Genomic DNA, 15,983 nt, shown 5'->3' on the forward strand with positions numbered 1-15,983 from the left:
TTAAAATTTCTGTAGGTGATTATTATCGCAGCAGCTCTATCCATCCTTTGTAATTTCTTTCTCCCTGCGCTGTACGTAATTTCAGTATATAGTAGTAAGTACCTTCATTGAGTCCGTTGCCATCCCACTTGTTATCATAGTTCTTATTCTGATATACCTGGTTACCCCAACGGTTGTAAATCATCAGCGACGATCCCGGATAACGATCCAGTCCCGGTATCACGAAGTGATCGTTCTTACCATCACCGTTCGGTGTTACTATATTCGGGATGAAGATGTCATCGCCATTCACCGGTTGCGTGATGGTAACTGTGTTATCAGAGAGGTCCAGATCCGTTTCGTTACCACGGATGGTAGCGGTATTACTGAGCGTACCGCCGCTGATCAGTTTAGCCGTAAACGTGAGTGTTTCCTGTGTACCTGATGCCATATCCGGCAGTTGCCAGGTGATGGTTTTGGTAATCGGATCAAAAGTGGCGAGTCCCTTGCTGGTAGTAATGGTAAGTGGTTGTCCTACCATACTTTCCAGTACATCTTTCACCACTACACCGGTAGCTACATCTGGTCCGTTGTTGATGGCTGTTACTTCAAACTGCAATATCTGGTTTACACTCAATGGTTCCGGTGTAGTTTGTTTTTTCAACACCTTGAGGTTTGCATAACGGTCTGTATTAATAATTACGGTAGATGTATCAGGTGTACTTACATCCGGCGGACCGGTAATCACCACGGTGTTTTCTACCTTGCCTGCCGCCAGGATGGTTACCTGGTAGCTCCATACCACGGTTTCTCCGCCATTCACCGCACCGATGTTCCATTGCAGGATACGTTGTCTGCTATCGTAGGTAACGCTGCCTTTTGGTGGTGCGTTGTAAGTTGGATCACTCACCAGGCTGGCTGCCGGCAATTGGTCAGTGGTGATCACCGGATTCACCGCAGCGGTACCGGTATTGGTAGCGGTAATGGTATAGGTGAGCTGTTGACCTACACTATACGGGCCTGTTGCCGGTGAGATGGTTTTCACCACTTTGAGCGCCGACTTGCCTTCTATGGTAGTAACTACCGTGCTGCTGGTATTGTTACTGCTATCTATATCCGGTAATCCTGCAGGCGTATTTACTACCGCCACATTGCTGAGTGTACCTGATGCCGGCGCGTTACCGGTAATTTGTAATACTACCTGTGCGCCTGCCGGGAACGTTCCCAGTGTAGCCGTGGCCGTATTACCGGTGATGCTGCTTTGAATGTTGCCCGCGCCGCCGCTGCTGGTTTGTACGCTGATAGCAGTTTGTGTTAACCCGGCTGGTAATACATCATTCACGGTGGCACCATCTGCGGCCAATGGGCCGGCGTTATCCACAGTGAGTACGTACGTTACTTTACCGCCTTCAAACACGGTGGCAGGACCGGCTTTAGTAATTTTCAGGTCTGTATTTTTTTCTACCGGAACTATTACGATAGATGTATCAGGTGTACTTACATCTGGTGGACCGGTGATCACCACAGCGTTTTGAACACTACCTGGTCCTTTGATGGTCACCTGGTAGCTCCAACTGGTGGTTTCTCCACCATTGAGTGCGCCAATATTCCATTGCAGGATACGTTGGGTAGCATTGTAATTGACGCTGCCTTTTGGTGGCGCACTGTAAGTTGGATCACTTACCAGTGTAGCCGCTGGCAACTGATCGGTAGCTACCACCGGATCCACTACGGTAGTGCCGGTATTGGTAGCGGTGATGGTATAGGTGAGTGTTTGTCCTACGTTATATGGACCTGTAGCCGGCGATACCGCTTTCACAATCTTCAGTGCTGATTTCGCCTGTACCGTTGTTACTACCGTGCTGCTGGTGTTGTTGCTGCTGTCTTTATCCGGTAATCCAGCAGGTGTATTCACCACAGCCACATTGCTGAGTGTACCTGGCGTTGTTGCGGTACCGGTAATTTGTAATACTACCTGTGCGCCTACCGGGAACGTTCCCAATGTAGCCGTGGCCGTATTACCGGTGATGCTGCTTTGAATGTTGCCCGCACCGCCGCTGCTGGTTTGTACACTAATAGCGGTTTGTGTTAACCCGGCTGGTAATACATCATTCACCGTAGCACCATTTGCTGCTAATGGACCCGCGTTATCAACAGTGAGTACATATGTTACTTTACCGCCTTCAAACACGGTATCTGTACCGGTTTTTGTAATCTTCAGGTCTGTATTTTTCGGCACCGGAATAATTACGACAGATGTATCCGGCGTACTTACATCCGGTGGACCGGTGATCACCACGCTGTTTTGAACATTGCCAGGGCCTTTGATGGTCACCTGGTAGCTCCAGCTGGTGGTTTCTCCACCATTGAGTGCACCAATAGTCCATTGCAGGATGCGTTGAGCTGCATTATAGTTCACACTGCCTTTTGGTGGCGCATTGTAAGTTGGATCACTTACCAGTGTGTCTGCCGGCAACTGATCAGTGGTCACCACCGGGTTTACAACAGTGGTACCGGTATTGGTAGCGGTGATGGTATATGTCAGTGTTTGTCCTATTTCGTAAGGACCTGTTACTGGCGATACCGCTTTCACTACTTTCAATGCGGCCTTGGCTTGTACCGTTGTTACTACCGTGCTGCTGGTGTTATTGCTGCTGTCCTTATCCGGTAATCCCGCAGGGGTATTCACTACCGCCACATTGCTGAGTGTACCTGGCGTTGTTGCGGTACCGGTAATTTGTAATACTACCTGTGCACCTACCGGGAACGTTCCCAGTGTAGCCGTGGCTGTATTACCGGTGATGCTGCTTTGAATATTGCCTGCACCGCCGCTGCTGCTTTGTACACTGATAGCGGTTTGTGTTAACCCGGCTGGCAATACATCATTCACCGTAGCACCATTTGCTGCTAATGGGCCCGCGTTATCCACAGTGAGTAAGTACGTTACTTTACTACCTTCAAACACGGTATCTGTACCAGTTTTTGTAATCTTCAGGTCTGTATTTTTCGGCACCGGAATAATTACGACTGATGTATCCGGCGTACTTACATCTGGTGGACCGGTGATCACCACGGCGTTTTGAACACTACCAGGTCCTTTGATGGTTACCTGGTAATCCCAGCTCAGTGTTTCCCCGGCGTTGAGCAAACCAATGTTCCATTGCAGGATGCGTTGGGTAGCGTTATAGTTAACGGTACCTCTTGGAGGAGCATTATAGGTTGGATCACTTACTAATGTATCCACCGGCAACTGGTCGTTGGTGACCACAGGGTTCACGGCTACAGTGCCGTTGTTGGTGGCCGTAATGGTATATGTTATGGTTTGTCCTACTTCATATGGACCGGTGGCAGGTGTCACTGCTTTCACTATTTTCAGCGCGGATTTTTCCTGCACCGTGGTGACAACGGTCGTGCTGGTATTGTTGCTGCTGTCTGTATCCGGCATACCGGTTGGCGTGTTTACAACCGCCACATTACTCAGCGTGCCTGGCGTAGTGGCGATCCCGGTAATTTGTAATACTACCTGTGCGCCTACCGGGAACGTTCCCAGTGTAGCCGTGGCCGTATTACCGGTGATGCTGGTTTGGATATTGCCTGCACCGCCGCTGCTGCTTTGTACGCTGATAGCCGCATTGGTGAATCCGGCTGGCAGCATATCGCTCACGGTAGCACCGTTTGCATCAGATGGCCCGTTCTGGTTATTCACGGTTAACACATAGGTTACCTGGCTGCCCTCATACACTGATGATGGACCCGTTTTAACAATACTCAGATCTGCGGCGCTGACAATTTTGCTGATGACCGGCATAGATGGGAAGTCTTTTCCGCCCTGGTTGCTGATCACTGCATGTGCGATGTTGGTCACCGTACCTGCCGGTGCATTTTGTGCAACGATGCCGTGTACCACGATCATAATGCCGCTGGTATCTATAGCCGGGATATCGGCAGTAACTTTTACATTATTACCAGTGCCGGTGGCGCCGGCTGTGATGAGTGCTGTACGTACCGGTGTAGCCGTCCACGTTACATTCGTGAGCACTGCCGGAATGATATCCGTGATATCTACGTTGGTAGCTTTGCTTGGACCCGGGTTGATGACATTGATCACATAAGTAGCTTCTTCTCCCCTGGTCATTATTGCCGGACCGGTTTTACTGATATTGAGCAGTGAGACTATATTCAACGTAGTGCTGGCACTGGATTGAGCAGATGCAGCACCTGGTTCCGCAGGCGTTACCGTTGCGGTATTCACAATGGTACCAGTAGTAGCTGGCAGTACTCTGCCTGTAACGGTAATCACGATGGTATTGGCATTGCCTGCAGCAATATTGCCATGCAGGTTAATACTGTTACCGTTGCCGGATGCAACCCCATTGATAGTAGCCACACCCTCTGCCACCGCCTGCCATTGTACATCCACGATAGACGCTGGTACGGTATCCGTGATAGCGAGGTTCACCGCATCACTCTTACCGCTGTTGCTCACCGTAATGGTATAACTGATGTTTTGACCAGCTATTGCGGTAGCAGGACCGGCTTTAGTAATAGACAGTATAGGGTTACCTGTTACCACCGTCTGTACAAGCTCAGAAGTATCTGGCAACGCACCAGGTTCTGCTGGTGTGATAATCGCCTTATTTTTCAGCGTATCACGGAATGCCGGGTCTACGGTACCATTTACCTGTATGGTGATGCTGTTGCCTGCTCCGGGTGGAATGCTGGCCAACAGATCCACAACGTTACCACTACCGCTGGAAGTGCCATTGATAGTGGCTTTACCAGCTGCAGTAGCTGTCCATGTTACTTGCTTGATGGCGGTAGGTACGGCATCATGTATGTCTGCATTTACCGCTGTACTAGGACCGTTGTTGGTGGCAACAATAGTATAGCTGATATTTTCTCCGGATTGCAAAGTAGCAGGACCGCTCTTCGTGATATTCACAGATGGCTGCAATGTTACCTGTGTTTGTATTCCGCTGCTATCCGGTGTATTGCCTGGTTCTGCTGGTATCACAATACCTGTGTTGGTAATAGTACCGGCAAAGGAGGAATCTACTTTACCTGTTACCTGTACCAATATAGTGGCGCCTGCAGGCATATTGGCAGTTACCTGAACCTGGTTACCGGTACCGCTGTTGCCGGCGGTTACCACGGCTCCGCCGGTAATATTTTGTACACTCCATTGTACCTGGCTGATGGTAGCAGGCACCTGGTCGGTGATCTGTGCATTGGTAGCATCACTGATACCATTGTTGCTCACCTGCAGCGTGTAATGAATCATTTCACCTGCATGCAATGAACCAGGTCCGTTCTTCGTAATCGCCAGCATCGGGTGCTGCTCAATTGGTGTGATCACCGGCGGTGTTACCACAGGTGGGTAGGTTGAATCCGGTGGTGTAACTGTAGCGGTATTGCTAAGCGTACCGCTGGCACCTGCCGACAGTGTACCCGTTACAGTTATAGTCACCAACGCGTTGGCGGCAGGTGGAATATCGGCGTTAACGGCCAGCAATGCACCACTGCCACTGGCGCCACTGTTGACCACTGCGCCATTGGTAGTTTGGGTCGTCCATGTAGGTTGTTGTATGCGGGCATCAATGGTATCTGTTACCTGCATATTGCGGGCGTATCCCGGACCGGTATTACCCAGGGTGATAACGTAGGTAACTTTATCACCGGCAGTAATGGTAACCGGGCCATCTTTGCGGAGTTGCAATCCGGTTTCCCTGGTAACAACCGTATTGACAGAATCACTCACAGCAGGGATGCCTGTACCGCTTACGTTTACTTTATTCAGGATAGTGCCGGCAAAGTCGTTATCCACCGTTCCGGTAACAGCAATCGTAATATTATTGCCCACACCGCCGGGTATAGTAGCAGTAGTGCTGATACTATTGCCTGTACCGGAGAATGGTCCTGTAACTGTAGCGCTACCATTCACGGCTGCCTGCCAGCTTACGTTGGTCACGGCAGCAGGTACCAGGTCAACGATATTAACACCGGTAGCATCTGAAGGACCGCTGTTGGTCACGATGATATTGTAGGTGATGGCATTACCGCCAACAGCCTGTGATGGCCCGCTCTTATGTACCTGTACGCCGGTAGCTACGCCTACCGTAGTGGTAACGCTGCTGGTATTATTAGACGGGTTGTAGTCGGTAACACCCGTCGCTATTGCAGTAGCGGTGTTGGTAATGGTGCCGGCTGTAGTGTTGCCACTTACAGTGCCCCGGATAGTGATGGTAATGAAATTGGCTGCACCCGGACCCAGCTGGGCAGGCAGCTCAATATTTCCACTACTATCTATTCTTACACTGTCGAGTACCGATGCATCACCGGTGGCGATGGCGGTCCAGGTGACATTAGTGATGGCAGCTGGCAGCACATCAGTAATCACCAGGTTATTGGCACGTTGTGGCCCTGCATTAAATATTTGGAGGGTATACGTAATTGGCTCTCCTGCCAATACCTGCTGAGGACCGTTCTTGATGATACTTACATCCAGTGAACGATCTACAGAAGTGGTAACAGAACTTTGTTTATTAGCGCCGGCTGTTACAGTTGCGGTATTGGTAATGGTGTTGCCAGCGGTATTATTCACTGTACCCTGGATCACTATTACGATGGTATTATTAGCACCCACAGGAATATCACCGGTAGTGCTGATGTTATTGGTGTTACCGGAAGCGGCGCCGGTAACCGTAGCAGTACCGGTAGCAGTAGCGGTCCAGGAGGTAACTGTAACGGCACCTGGCACCATATCGTTTATCAAGGCGTTGGTAATATTACCGGAGCCACCGTTGCTCACTACAATCCGGTAGGTAATAGGATCCAGCACATGTGTAATAGCCGGACCGGTTTTACCGATTCTTACGATCGGATCATTATCTATCACGGTAGCTACCGTGCTGGTATTGTCTGCGAGATTAGGATCTACAATGTTGCTGCCCACCGGGAATCCAACAGTGGCTGTATTATTCAATGTGGTGCCATTCACCAGTGCAGGCGATACAATGCCATTGATGGTGACCAGCAAGGTGCTGGAATCAGCAGGAATGTCTGCAGTAAGATCTACATTACCATTACCTGATGCCGGCGAAATGTTCTGTACATTACCGGTGCTGCTGGTGGTCCAGGTGGCATTGAGTAATCCCGGAGGCAGCGCATCCTGCACCCGTAAGCCAATCGCATTGGATGGGCCCTGGTTGCGGATCAGCAGTGTATATTGCATGGGCTCACCAGCGGCGCCGTTAGCTGGACCACTCTTCACGATGCCCAGGTTCGCCTGGCGGTAAGTGGATGTCACTACGGTAGCGGTATCTCCCACAGGCGTGATAGATGGGTCATTCAATGCAATAGCGGTATTGGTAATGGTAACACCGGTAAAGCCGGGATCAACCTGTCCCTTTACAATGATGTGAACAGCAGCCAGCGAAGTAGCAGGTATATTGGCTTGCAACTGAATATTGCCGGTACCGGTATTACCGCTGGTAATTACCGCGCCATTCATGCCGGTAGCCACCCAGGTAGCATTCACAATACCCACAGGTATAGCATCTTTAATGGTGACATTGGTGGCGTTGGAAGGCCCGTTGTTAGATACTTCTACTGTATATTGAATAGGACTGCCTGCAGCAGCGTTAGCCGGACCTGATTTGCGTACCTGCAATACTGCCTGCCTGGTGACCTGTGTAGTAGCAGCAGAGGTAACAGGAGGATTGCCTGGAATGGCCGCCTGTGCTTTATTGACGAGGGTTCCCGTGAAATCTCCATTGATAGTACCATCAACCTGTACATTGATATAATTGGTTTCACCTGCAGGAATATTAGCGATGATCTGCAACAGATTACCCGTGCCGCCCGCGCCGGAAGTAATCACCGCGCCGCCGCCTGTAGTAGCGCCCCAGGATGGATTATCCACAGCCGCCGGAATCGTATCCGCAATCACTACGCCTATAGCATCACTAGGTCCTGTATTCACTACTTTTATTCCGTAATTGATAGTCTCTCCTGCCCGCGCAGTAGAAGGACCAATTTTGGTGATCAGTAACGCTGATTTCTGTTGGATCGTAGTCACCACTGTATCAGAGTTCACCGGAGGAATACCAGGTGCTGAAGGAGTGGCTACCGCAAAGTTCTGCATACTGCCCGCCGGTGTGGAAGGCGGAATCGTAGCTGTAATAGAAATATTTACCACACCTGTTTTAGCAGGAACATCTGCTTCTACAGACAGCGCATTACCGGTACCGGTAGCACCCGTGTTGATAACAGCACCACCGCTGGCAACGGCAGTCCAGCTAACATTACGCAGCAATGCCGGCAACTGGTCCGTGATCACTGTATTCATGGAGTTGGATGGTCCCAGGTTAGTGACCCGCAGGTTGTAAGTAATCACATCACCAGCATTGGCTTTTGCAGGACCTGACTTAATTATTTTTACGTTCGGCTGTTGACTCACCGTTGTTACCACCACGTTGGAACTGCCTGGAGTAGCGCCAGGTTCTGATGGCTGATATACTGCCGAATTCGAGAACGTACCACTAAACGAAGGATCCACTGTTCCCTTGACAAAAATGAGGATACCATTATTTCCCCCGCCTGGAATATCTGCGGCGAGATTTACATCACTTCCGGTGCCAACAGCTCCTCTTGTAATAGTAGCTGCACCAGTGGTAGCCGTGGTCCAGGTAACATTTTGCACCATCGCCGGAACTATATCATCGATTACCAGGTTTTGTGCATCGGACGGCCCGATGTTGTTCACCGCAATGGTGTACACAATTTCTTCACCTGCATTCAATGTAGCCGGGCCGGATTTACTGATGGTCAGCTTAGGGATCCTTCTTACCCTGACTGTTTTATTAGCACTTACCGGTGGTACACTTTCTGACGGCGTAGCGGTAGCAATGTTATTAATGAATCCATCCAGTGAAGGATCTGTTTTACCTGTTACGGTAATGGTGAGCATGTTACCACTGCCGGCAGGAATAGAGCCAGTAAGACTAATATTGTTACCGGTACCGGAGCTGGCGCCACTGATAGTAGCTGCGCCCGCGGCAGTAGCGCTCCAATGTACACCGCTTAATGAAGGAGGTATCACGTCGGTCACCACCAGGTTCTGTGCGTTGGAAGTGCTCAGGTTAGTGACCTGGATGGTGAAGGTAAGACTGTCACCTGCCACCATGAAGTCTACTGCCGTTTTGGTAATGGCCAATTTTGGCAACCGGTTAACGGTAGTTATTTTCACCGCAGAATCAGCAGTGCCGGTACCTGGCGCCGGTGTGATCACCGCCTTGTTATTGATTTGTCCGGAGAAGGCCGGATCAATGGTGCCTTTTACGGTGATGGCTATATAGTTGGCGGCGCCCACACCAATGTCTGCGCTCAATGAAATATTATTACCCGTTCCTCCCGGTGTGCCATGAATTACCGCGTTACCATGCACCACAGCCGCCCAGGTGACGCCCTGAAGAGTGGCAGGTACTATATCTGTAATTACTACATTCCGCGCAATGCTTGGACCATTATTGGAGGCATTGATAATATAGGTAATGGTATTACCGGCGCTGGCGGTATCCGGACCAGATTTGGTAATTGCCAGCGCAGACCGTTGTGTTATTTCTGTAATGATTTCATTGGAAGTTACCGGTGGCGTATTGGGTTCTACGGGTATTACCTGTGCTGTGTTTTTAATTGGATTAACAGTAGCTGGTAAGATGGTGCCGGTAATAATGATGCGGATCGTAGATCCTGCGTTCATGTCTGCAATTACATCTACGCTGTTCACATTACCGGTGGCGCCGGATTTAATAACAGCGGTACCACTTACCACAGTGGCATTCCAGCTAACGTTCACCAGTGAAGAAGATACGATATCCCTGATTTCCGTATTGGTAGCATTAGACGGGCCATCGTTCTTTACATCTACCGTATAGGTGATAGGCTCACCCGCCACGCCTGTTGCAGGGCCATCTTTGGTAATATCAAATTTCACATTCTTTTCAACAGTGGCAATATCGTCGTCGCTTACCGGTGGTACACCTGGTTCTGCTGGTGTGGCGGTTACCCGGTTGAGAATAGTACCCGCGTAATCCGGGCTCACCGTACCACTAACTTTCACCAATATACGATTTGTGCCTCCGGCGGGTATGTTCCCCGTTACCCGAATCATGTTGCCTGAACCGGAAGCACCGGCAGTAACAGCGGCGGAGCCCTGGATGGTGGTAGTCCAGGTAACATTTTGAATCATAGCAGGTACTGTATCTGTGATGACAGTACCTACCGCGTTACTAGGTCCGTTATTCACCAGCGTGAGTACATAGTCAATACGTTGTCCTGCGATGGCGATTACTGAACTGGTTCTTTCCTTATTCACCAGCAATCCGGGAGAACTGGTGATCAGGGTATTGGTGGTGTTGGAGTTTACTGCATTACCGGCAGGTTCGGAAGGTGTTACAGTAGCCACATTAATGATAGTACCGGTAGCGGCGGCATCTACCGTACCTGTAACGGTAATATACACTTTACCGGTATCTTCGGTGCCTCCAGGCATATTGGCCACTACGCGTATGTTGTTGCCCGTGCCGGTTGCGCCGCCTGTAATTACCACCCCACCTGTAGCAAATGCTGTCCAGCTAACGTTGGTGAGTTTGGAAGAAATAACGTCTGTAATAACGGCGCCTACAGCATCACCGAGGCCTGTATTATCTACCGTAATATTAAACTGTAATTGTTCACCAGCCACAGTTGAAGCTGGCGCTGTTTTCACTGCGGAGAAGAATGGCTGCCGGGCCACTGGTATAGTCACCATACTGCTGATACCTGCAGGATCTGCAATATCCGGAGAAGTAGCAGTAGCTGTATTGGTCAGGTCTCCTTCAAAAGAAGATTTAATATTTCCTTCGATCGTGAAGATCACAGAACTGGATGCCGGAATTTTTGCGGTCAGATCTATTTGGGTATTCGTAGAACTGTTGGTCAATATCTGCGCAGTACCGGAAGTAGTATAAGTAATGTTGGTAGCTACGAAATCAGCCGGGATCGCGTCTTTTACAGTTACGCTGGCAGCATCACTCCGTCCTGCATTAGACACTACTACCTGGTAGGTCAGGTCTTGTCCGGCCAGGTAAGGTCCAGAGTTGAGCACCATTTTATTAATCCTGATATCTGGCTGATGGGTATAGGTAATCACTACCTGGTCTTCAGATGGCGGGCAATTACCATTGGTGATAGTCCATGCCAGTGTAGCGGTGGTATTTGCTGCAATAGTGACAATGGTATGTGGATCGCTGGTATTGACAATGTTGGCAGTACCACTTACTATTGTCCATTTGCCGGTACCCACCGCCGGGGTGTTAGCAGCCATTGTAAACACGCCGGAGTTAAATTGAAGCTGATCCGGCCCGGCATTGGCTACAGTAGGCGCCTGGTCAACAACTACCTGCACCCTGCTATTACTGGCTGCACAGGTACCATTCGCTATGCGCCAGTTGAAGATATAGGTACCAGGTACCAGCCCGCTAACAGTGGTAGAAGGATCATTGATATTGGCAAATACCACGGTGTTAGGACCATTGATCTGCGACCAGGTACCCGTTCCATTGACGGCAATATTGCCGCCCAGAGTGGCACTGGTTACAGCACACAATTCCTGGTTGGTGCCGGCTGATGCAATGGAGGAAGGAGCATCTATGACTAATGTAAACGGATAAGCTACTGAATTACATCCCGAAGTGCTATTGGAGAAAGTGATATTAAAATGATAGGTGCCTGCAGGTGCATTACCAGGAATAGCAATCGCCAATGGAGATCCGGACAAACTTGCATTATTCACTGCTACAAAACCCGGCATATCACTACTGGTCACGCTGTATCTATCCGCACTGCCGGAGTTAATGGTATAAGGCAACGACATCACCAGGCTGCCCTGGCATACGTTAGCTACGGCACTCAACGTAGCGGTAATATTTGGTGTCACATTTACTACAAATGGACGGGACACACCATCCCCCTGACAACCGTTCACAGTGGCCGTTACACGATAATAGCGGGTAGCAGTGAGAGCACCTGTATTGAGCGTAGCGGTGACCTGGCCTGGCACTATTGTCCAGCCGGTAGTACCATTGGCGCTGGTTTCCCATTGGTAAATATACCCGGTAGTGGGCGTACCCGTACCGGCTTTGGGGGTAACTACTGCGGAAAGTTGTGTGGCAGTATTATAGCAAATAGGTTGCTGGCCGGTAATGGCCACGGTATAGTCGATTACTTTTAATTCGATAGGATTGGAAACTACCCGGCAATTCAGGTTATTAATTTCTGCACTGCCACCAGCCGCCACTACGCGATATTCAAATCCGGCCTGCGCATTGGTCACCGGAAATGTATACTGATTTGTGGCCCCGTTATTTATAATACTACCTTCATTATTCCAGTCGGTGGTACCTAACGGACGTTTCTGTAACTGGAAAAAGTAAGTAGAATAACTACCTGCCGGTAAGCTTACACTCAGACTAGTATTTCCTCCGGCGCAAACCACGCCAGGCGCCTGTAAAAAGGTAATTGGCGGGCCACAGGCGGCGAAGGCAATATCATCTAACGCGAGGTCATTACCATTGCTGCTGGGCGTATTACTGATGATCCTTAAAATAACAGCGTTGGTGGTAGACGGCATCTGGAACACACCAGCCTGGCGTACCCAGGTACCCGGACTCTGAAAAGGTACGGTGCCGGTAGACACAGAAGTAATTGGTGCCCCATTGGGGTTATTGGCGTCCAGGATATCGAACCGCAGACTGGGTTGAGATACACCATTCTGAGGATTTATATTCATGATCCAGGCGGAAAATTCAAAGGTCGTTCCCGCGCAAAGACCTGTAATCGTTCTCTGGTAGAATTGTCCGGGTTTGGCTTCCGCATCTACCACCATACAATAACCGGTACCATTTGTAGTAGTATGATCGGGGCGGTCAACGAAATAGGTATTGTTATATCCCCTGGTAGTATTGCTGATGGTGTATTGCCCGGGATAGGGGCCGGTGGGACGACCACCCACGCCGGGACTATAATAAGTATAAGTAGTAATACCGGCAGGTAAAGGGCCTCCCAGGGTGGGTTTGGTAGCAGAAGGCGCTTGTCCGAAAGTTTCCTTAAACACCGGGTCACCTAAGGATCCATTACATTGCTGTGCGTTGGCAGGGTTAACTGACAAAAAAAGAAAAAAAATAACAAGCAGGCGCCCATAGTTCATTCGTATAACGGAATCTATAGCGGCCAATTGCCGTTGCCATTTCGAAGTAAATGAGGATACGGTAAACTTACTGACCATAAGGATCACGATTTGGTGGGTATATCACAGACAAAACAATTCCAGCTCATTCAATACTGTCCGGGGATCAACCAGCATTCTGACAATCAGGCAAAACGAGTCCCTCACGTGTCAGACTACACGCAGTTACCCAGAGAATTTTCGCTGTAAAAATTTATTACGTTTTCAATTGGAATCAACGGATACTATAGCCTCTGCATACATTCACCTCAGCATCAGTACCTTTTTTGGAATTATCAACAATAAAAAGAGCAGAAAGTTTAATAAAAAGAGCAGAAAGCAGAAAGCATAAAGCATAAAGCTATTGTAGCGTGTGAACACAGCGAATAATTATACGCTTTGACCACACGCTACAATAGCTTTATGCTTTATGCTTTATGCTTTCTGCTTCTCTTACCGGGTAATAATTCCAAGCTCTGCCACCGCTACCCCATCACCTTCATTGATGTGTAGTGCGGAGAATTTAAAATATCTTGCTTTCACCGGATGATCCAGGATCACCAGTTGCTGCACCGGGTTAGCTTCTATATTATGGAAATCGCCGGCACGGGCTTTCTCCCAGTTACGGCCATCCTGGCTGATATAAAACGCATATTTACCAATCAGCCCTTCGTCTTGTTTATCCTGCCGTGGCAGGTAGGTAAAGGCCTTGATCAAATGTGTTGCCCCCATATCAATGGCTACATCCACCGGGATTTTCCCGGCCAGTCCGGGTGTCAGGGTATTCCAGTCGGTGTGTTCATCTTCATCAATTACATTATCCGCGTGACTGTTGAGTGGCGCTTCAATCACCTTCCAGCCTTTTTTACCAATGCCATAGATCCGGGTTTTAATATCGCCCATCAATGCCTTACTGGCGCTCCTGGCTTTGATGGTACCACCATCCGCAAAGCTAAAAGGGTGCTTATATACCGGCGACTTCAAGGTAGGCTCGCTGCCATCCAGGGTATAGTAAATGGGCGCTGTGGATTGTTCCGAATAGATGGTGACCATGCCCGACTTTTCCCTTTTTATCATCGGCGCTTTAATGTGCGGTGGTTCTTTATACAACCCGATGTCGCTCACGGTAATGCTAACGGGCGCATATACACGTATCCTGATTTTATCCGTTGTAACATTTTTATCGAGGCGTATCAAGCGATTGGCACCTATGCTGGTAGCGCCGCCGATGGAAGTCCAGGAGCCGTTCTTCATGATGTCCACACCTACCGAGTCAATGCGCTGACCTAACTTTATATTTTCCCGGATGCGGATAATGTTGAATGTTTTAGCGCCGTGCAAATCGAGGGTTAAGCTGGCAGTGGTTACCTCATCATCGGTAGCCCAATAGGAATAACGATCTGCATCCAGTACCTGTTGCGGTCCATATTCTGTGCTGTTATTCCCTCTTATATTGCTGGCGGTGACGGTAGCCTGCTTCGCCAGGTTGACGGCGAAGGTTTTGCGCAGCAGATCGCCCAGGCCTTTCAGGGAAGCCACATCGATATCGTTAAGTAGTCCGCGTTGATCAGGTGATAGTCCCAGGTCCAGTGAGGCACCGCGGCCTACTGTTTCGAAATAAAGGTCCAGTAGTTCAGAAGGAGTTTTTACCTGCGGATTTTGGGAGGTATGATAAAACCATCCCGGGCGGATAGGCACATCGCATTCAGCGGGCAGCCAGTATTTACCATGACGGGTACCTTCAATCCCCAGCTCAGATTTCACATAGCCGTTAGCGGGGCGGCGGCCTTCTTCCGGAGCTTCAGGTGTATAGGTGGCCCAGCAGGTGGTGCTGGTTTTTCCTTCTTCATTTCCCAGCCAGCGGCTACCCGGGCCTACATCGCCGAAAATAACGGCATCAGGCTGCATGGTACGGGTAATATTCCAGGTAGAGTCCCAGTCGTAGTACGTAGTACGATCAATACTACGGGTTTCATTGGCGCCGCCATAGTATCCGCTGCCGCCATTGGCACCGTCGTGCCAGGAGGTGAACAGGGGGCCGTAATTGCTATACAGTTCTTTAAGCTGGCGGCGGTAAATATCCAGGTAGGTAGGCTTCCCGTATTCCGGGTTATTCCGGTCCCACGGGGAGCAATATACGCCCAGCTTCATGCCCAGTTGTTCACAGGCCAGCTGGTATTCTTTCAGGATATCTCCCTTGCCATTTTTCCATTTGCTTTGGGAGATGTTGTGGGTAGTTGTTTTGGAAGGCCAGAGGCATAAACCGTCGTGGTGCTTGGCTACCACGATCACGCCTTTAAACCCGCCGGCTTTGGCGGCGCCTACAATCTGGCGGGCATCGAATTGTACGGGATTCACGAGATTGGGATCTTCATCACCGTATCCCCATTCATGATCGAGGTAGGTATTGGCGCCGAAATGGATCAGGCAATACATTTCCATTTCATGCCATTTCAATTGAGCGGCTGTAGGCAAGGCGCCATAAGGCTTTGGCGCCGACTGGCCGAAAAGGTTGGCCGACAACGCCAGCAATCCTATAAAAAAACCTGTTTTTTTCATTGTAGCAAACTGTTTTAAACATCCGGGTGAAGAGACGCCCGCATAAACATAATAAAATTAATGTACCGGTTCATTTTTCATTTCCGGCAGTTCTCATTTCAGTTACCAATTTTCTCATTCTGATCATTAAAAAAAGCAGTTCATCCGGAGGAGTGTAACGGATAAAAGGTTGCGTGCTACA

The 15,983-nt window shown here is 49.5% G+C and carries 2 protein-coding genes; both read right to left on the reverse strand.

Going from position 1 to position 15,983, the window contains the following annotated elements:
• Window positions 1–22: 22 nt before the first annotated feature.
• Window positions 23–13,303 (reverse strand): gliding motility-associated C-terminal domain-containing protein, encoded by a 13,281-nt coding sequence (locus J7623_RS01385; protein ID WP_291916367.1) that lies wholly within the window; start codon window positions 13,301–13,303, stop codon window positions 23–25.
• Window positions 13,304–13,696: 393 nt separating this feature from the next.
• A complete protein-coding gene (locus J7623_RS01390) occupies window positions 13,697–15,802 on the reverse strand; it encodes an alpha-L-fucosidase (protein ID WP_291916369.1) in 2,106 nt (701 codons plus the stop codon).
• Window positions 15,803–15,983: the final 181 nt, after the last annotated feature.

Origin of the sequence: Chitinophaga sp. (genome assembly GCF_017745275.1) — a bacterium.
Lineage (GTDB): Bacteria > Bacteroidota > Bacteroidia > Chitinophagales > Chitinophagaceae > Chitinophaga.